The organism is Candidatus Pelagibacter sp., from assembly GCF_052049775.1.
In the GTDB taxonomy this organism is placed as follows: domain Bacteria; phylum Pseudomonadota; class Alphaproteobacteria; order Pelagibacterales; family Pelagibacteraceae; genus Pelagibacter.
Genome location: NZ_JBNGZH010000031.1, coordinates 1 through 2,386, shown reverse-complemented (window position 1 = coordinate 2,386; position 2,386 = coordinate 1). Strand labels below are relative to the sequence as shown.

General features: G+C 23.8%; 3 protein-coding genes. All 3 read right to left on the bottom strand.

The features are described 5' to 3' along the window. Window positions 1–311: 311 nt before the first annotated feature. Window positions 312–1,151: an N-acetylneuraminate synthase family protein gene (locus tag ACTT83_RS04690; RefSeq protein ID WP_440918963.1), complete on the bottom strand. Its 840-nt coding sequence runs from the start codon at window positions 1,149–1,151 to the stop codon at window positions 312–314. Between the two features lie 80 nt (window positions 1,152–1,231). Beyond that, window positions 1,232–1,387 carry a hypothetical protein gene (locus tag ACTT83_RS04685; protein ID WP_440918962.1) on the bottom strand — a complete coding sequence of 52 codons (156 nt, stop codon included), beginning with the start codon at window positions 1,385–1,387 and terminating at the stop codon, window positions 1,232–1,234. Further along, on the bottom strand, window positions 1,387–2,386 hold a 1,000-nt coding region (locus ACTT83_RS04680; protein ID WP_440918961.1), incomplete at its 5' end, for a class I SAM-dependent methyltransferase. The genes ACTT83_RS04685 and ACTT83_RS04680, both read right to left, overlap by 1 nt.

The following is a 2,386-nucleotide window of genomic DNA, read 5'->3' as shown; positions in this document are numbered from 1 at the left end:
TATTTTTATTTTTAATTCCTTTACTTCTTGACCTAAGTGGAATTATGCATATATTTTTTTCCATTTTAAATACTTACTCTCAACATTATTAAAATTTAATATTAAAGCTTCTAATCTTTCAATCTTATGTGTAGAACCTCGTCTTAATATTCCATAAATTTTGAAATTTTTTTTAATAACTTTCTTGATAAATAAGCACCATCTTGTCCATTAATTCCAGAAATTACAACTTATTTTTTCATAAATTTTATTATATTTTTTATTTTTTATTCTTTTGCTTCCAGATCGTACAGGTATTAGAAAAGTTATTTTCACCAATATTTACTTTCTTTAAGTTTATCTTTCTCTGATTGTAAAAATTTTTTTTTTCCATCTCCAATAATTTTTTCAAATCTTCTAATACTATTTACAAGATTTTTCATACCATTTATCTCTAATGAAGCTGCATGATCAGTTCCCCACATGGTTCTGTCTAATGTTATATGCCTTTCTATACTTGTTGCACCTAAGCAAGCAGCCATTAAACTTGGAGAAACAGTTTTTTCATGTCCTGAATAACCTACATCAACTTTAAATTTTTTTTTGTAAACTTGTATCATTTTCAAATTTAAATTTTCATCACTACATGGATATGCTGAAACACAATGCATCAAATTAAATTTACATTTATGTTTTTTAAATATTTGGATAGCAGTTTGGACATCACTTAATTTGCTCATTCCTGTTGAAATAAAGGTAAATCTTTTTTGCTTTGCTACCGCATTTAGTAAAGGAAGATTTGTAAGCATTGCTGATGCTATCTTGTTATACTTTAGTTTATATTTGTTTAAAAAATTATTACTGGGGATATCCCAAGGACTCGCGAACCATATAATATTTAATTTTTTACAAAATTTATCAATCTCATCAAATTCTTTTTTCCCAAACTCAATTTTTTTTTTATACTCCAAGTAAGTAATTGTCCCCCATGGAGTCTCTCTTTGATTATTGATTTTATTTTTTGGTGTAGTAATTTTAGGTGTTCTTTTTTGAAATTTAACTGCATCAAAACCAATTTTTTTAGCAGATAATATTAATTCTTTTGCTATTTTCAAACTACCATTGTGATTAATACCAATTTCGCCAATTAGAAAAATTTTATTTGATTTCATTTGAAAAAAAATTTTAATTTATAATAAACTGTCATAAAATATAATTAACATAGAAATCTCTTTATTACATAAAATTAATCTCATCCTTTAAACTTTTTGTTAACAATCTTTATTTGCCTTTCACATCTATTAGCTAACTGATGTAAATAAATTTTGCACAAAAAATCACAAATTTTATTAGCAATTTTATATGATCCATTGTGATTAATTCCAATTTCGGCGATTAATTTAGTCATTATTGTTTTCTAATTTTATTATATATTTTCAAAACTAATCTTTTAATTCCCAAAAAGTTTAATAACATAATCAATAAAAATTTGATTTTATAATTATTATAAATTTTTTTTACACTTCCTATTTCTTTTTTAAAATCATATTTATAATAATTTAAAGAGTAAGTTTTTTCATATAACGCTAAAATAAACTCATTATCTTTGGCATAGTCAATTTTTATGAGTTTAAAACCAGAATTTAGAACAAAAAAATTTAATGTATTGATGCTAAAATAATAATTATGTGCATTTTGAATAGATTGCATTTTTCTAAAATGACCTGGTACTTCTATAAATAAATATTTATTAGTTGTTTCTGCTATTTTTTTCATAACAACCCTTAAATCTGTTAAATGCTCAAATACATGTGATAAAATAATTAAATCATACTTATCACCTTGAATATCATCAATAAAACCTATCTTGGATTTTAACCCAAAATCTAAATGTGCTTTATTAAATTCTTGAGAAGGTTCTAAGCCATATGCTTTTTTATTAATTGATTCAAAATCAACCAATTTAGTTCCCTTTCCACAACCAACATCTAATACTGTTTCAAAATCATTTATTTCATTGCAAATAAAATCTAAATATAAATTTTTATAATATTTTTTAAAATTTGCTTTTGAAATTTTCTGTGGTCTGTGCATTTTTAGCTCTTTCAAAGCAAGCGTATAAAGATCGTTTTTATTTTCTACATTCTGATTGTATGTATACAAAACTCTATATAAGTCCGAATTGTAAAAAATTTTAGAAAACTTTTCATCCATTCTTGGATTGGAATACAAAAAACCACATTTTTTACAGACAACAGTTCTCTGATTTATTCCATGTCTATCGTTATTAAATAAAATAGTAAAATCGATAGATTTACAAACTTCACATTCTACACTGCAGTATTTTAAGCTTTTATCACTGTTAAAAATGTCAATTTTTTTTTTAAGACTTTCTGATAAATCAACA

What these genes read in the sequence shown, in the direction of transcription:
- ACTT83_RS04690 (WP_440918963.1), bottom strand. Translation starts at nt 1,151, where the DNA reads ATGAAATCAAATAAAATTTTTCTAATTGGCGAAATTGGTATTAATCAC.
- ACTT83_RS04685 (WP_440918962.1), bottom strand. Translation starts at nt 1,387, where the DNA reads ATGACTAAATTAATCGCCGAAATTGGAATTAATCACAATGGATCATAT.